This window comes from bacterium (genome assembly GCA_009926305.1).
Taxonomy (GTDB): Bacteria; Bdellovibrionota_C; UBA2361; order UBA2361; family RFPC01; genus RFPC01.
Window position 1 is genome coordinate 1 of record RFPC01000233.1, and the last position, 1318, is coordinate 1318.

General features: G+C 43.2%; 2 protein-coding genes. Both read right to left on the reverse strand.

Annotated elements, in window-relative coordinates:
- The coding region (locus EBR25_14110; protein NBW42104.1) for a hypothetical protein at positions 1-183 on the reverse strand (183 nt) is incomplete at its 3' end.
- A gap of 88 nt (positions 184-271) precedes the next feature.
- Positions 272-1198 (reverse strand): hypothetical protein, encoded by a 927-nt coding sequence (locus EBR25_14115; protein ID NBW42105.1) that lies wholly within the window; start codon positions 1196-1198, stop codon positions 272-274.
- Between the last annotated feature and the right edge of the window lie 120 nt (positions 1199-1318).

Below are 1318 nucleotides of genomic sequence, written 5' to 3' on the forward strand. Positions count from 1 at the left end.
ATCTTCAAGTCCATCCTCAACTTCAGCAATATCTTTAACCTTAATAGGGCCACCGTTACGGTAGGCTACAATTAATTCTTCTAAATCTTTTTGATCATGAAAACTCAAGGCGGCGACAATAAGCGCTTTAAGTGAAGCTTTAGAGCTTTGAGAATAATACTTTGGATATGAATAATCATTCAATACTGCTTTTAAATACTTAATTAATTAAATTACAAAGCAAATAACAACTCATTTTTATATTTTTATTACAATCTATATCTATATATATTTAAGCATCTGAGTCGTAGTCTTCCTCTTCAACTTCCTCATCGTCTTCAGGAAGCTCCTTGATGGTCTTGGATTCTGGATCCCAGATACCAATTTCTTCCTTAGTAGCAGGATCATAGAGGATGTTGCTGCTAGACTTTAAGTAAGCCTTTCCAGCGATCTGGATGCGAGTAACGCTAACCTTTGCAGGAGCAGGAACAGGAGCAGGAGCAGGAGCAACGACAGGTTCTGGCTTTGCTACTGATTTCTGTGAGGACTTATCAGCTTCCTTCGCAGCCTTCTCAGCAGCCTTCTTTTGCTCACGTTCTAGCTTTTCAGCAGCACGTTTTGCTTCACGTTCTTGCTTCTCAGCATCACGTTTTGCTTCACGTTCTAGCTTTTCAGCAGCACGTTTTGCTTCACGTTCTTCACGCTCAAGAGCCAATTTTGCTTCACGCTCAGCCTTCTTCAAGGCACGCTCTTGCTCCAATGCAGCTTTCTTTGCAGCCTTCTCCTCCTCGGAGAGCTTGGCTTTCGTTTGCTTGCTTGAAGTCTTGACTGGCCTTTCTTCACCGTCTTCAATTTCCTCTTCAACGCCTTCAGCTGAGAGCTTAGCGAATAAATCGGTAACGTTTTCGGCTTCAACAGCACCAGTCTTCTTAGGACGACCTTTAGCTTTCTTGGATTTTTCTTTTGCATCAGCTAAAACAACAAAATGTTCTTCGGGAATATTAATATTTAACTTACCTGATTCCTCCATTGCGGAGTCAATACTCAACTTCAACTTATCAAGCACCTTCACATAAGATACTGGACTACGACCCTTCGGATCCTTGAATTCATAGAGACCAGTGGCCAGACGACCCTCAACACTTCCACAATCTGGGCATCCAGACGCAGACTTGTCCGCTTCCGCTTGGCATCCCTTGCAAAAGTTACCGTTCTCCATACGCTTCTTTGCGCACTGTGTGAATAGACCGCGGTTGTAGGCTAACCCTTGGCAACCGCTTGCATCTACATTTTCAGCCACAAATGGCATAGGGAAGGTTGACTTCTTCTCCTTTGGCTC

Bases quoted from the DNA above. Each gene is read 5' to 3' on its own strand.
- EBR25_14115 (NBW42105.1), bottom strand. From the start codon at position 1,198: ATGGAGAACGGTAACTTTTGCAAGGGATGCCAAGCGGAAGCGGACAAG.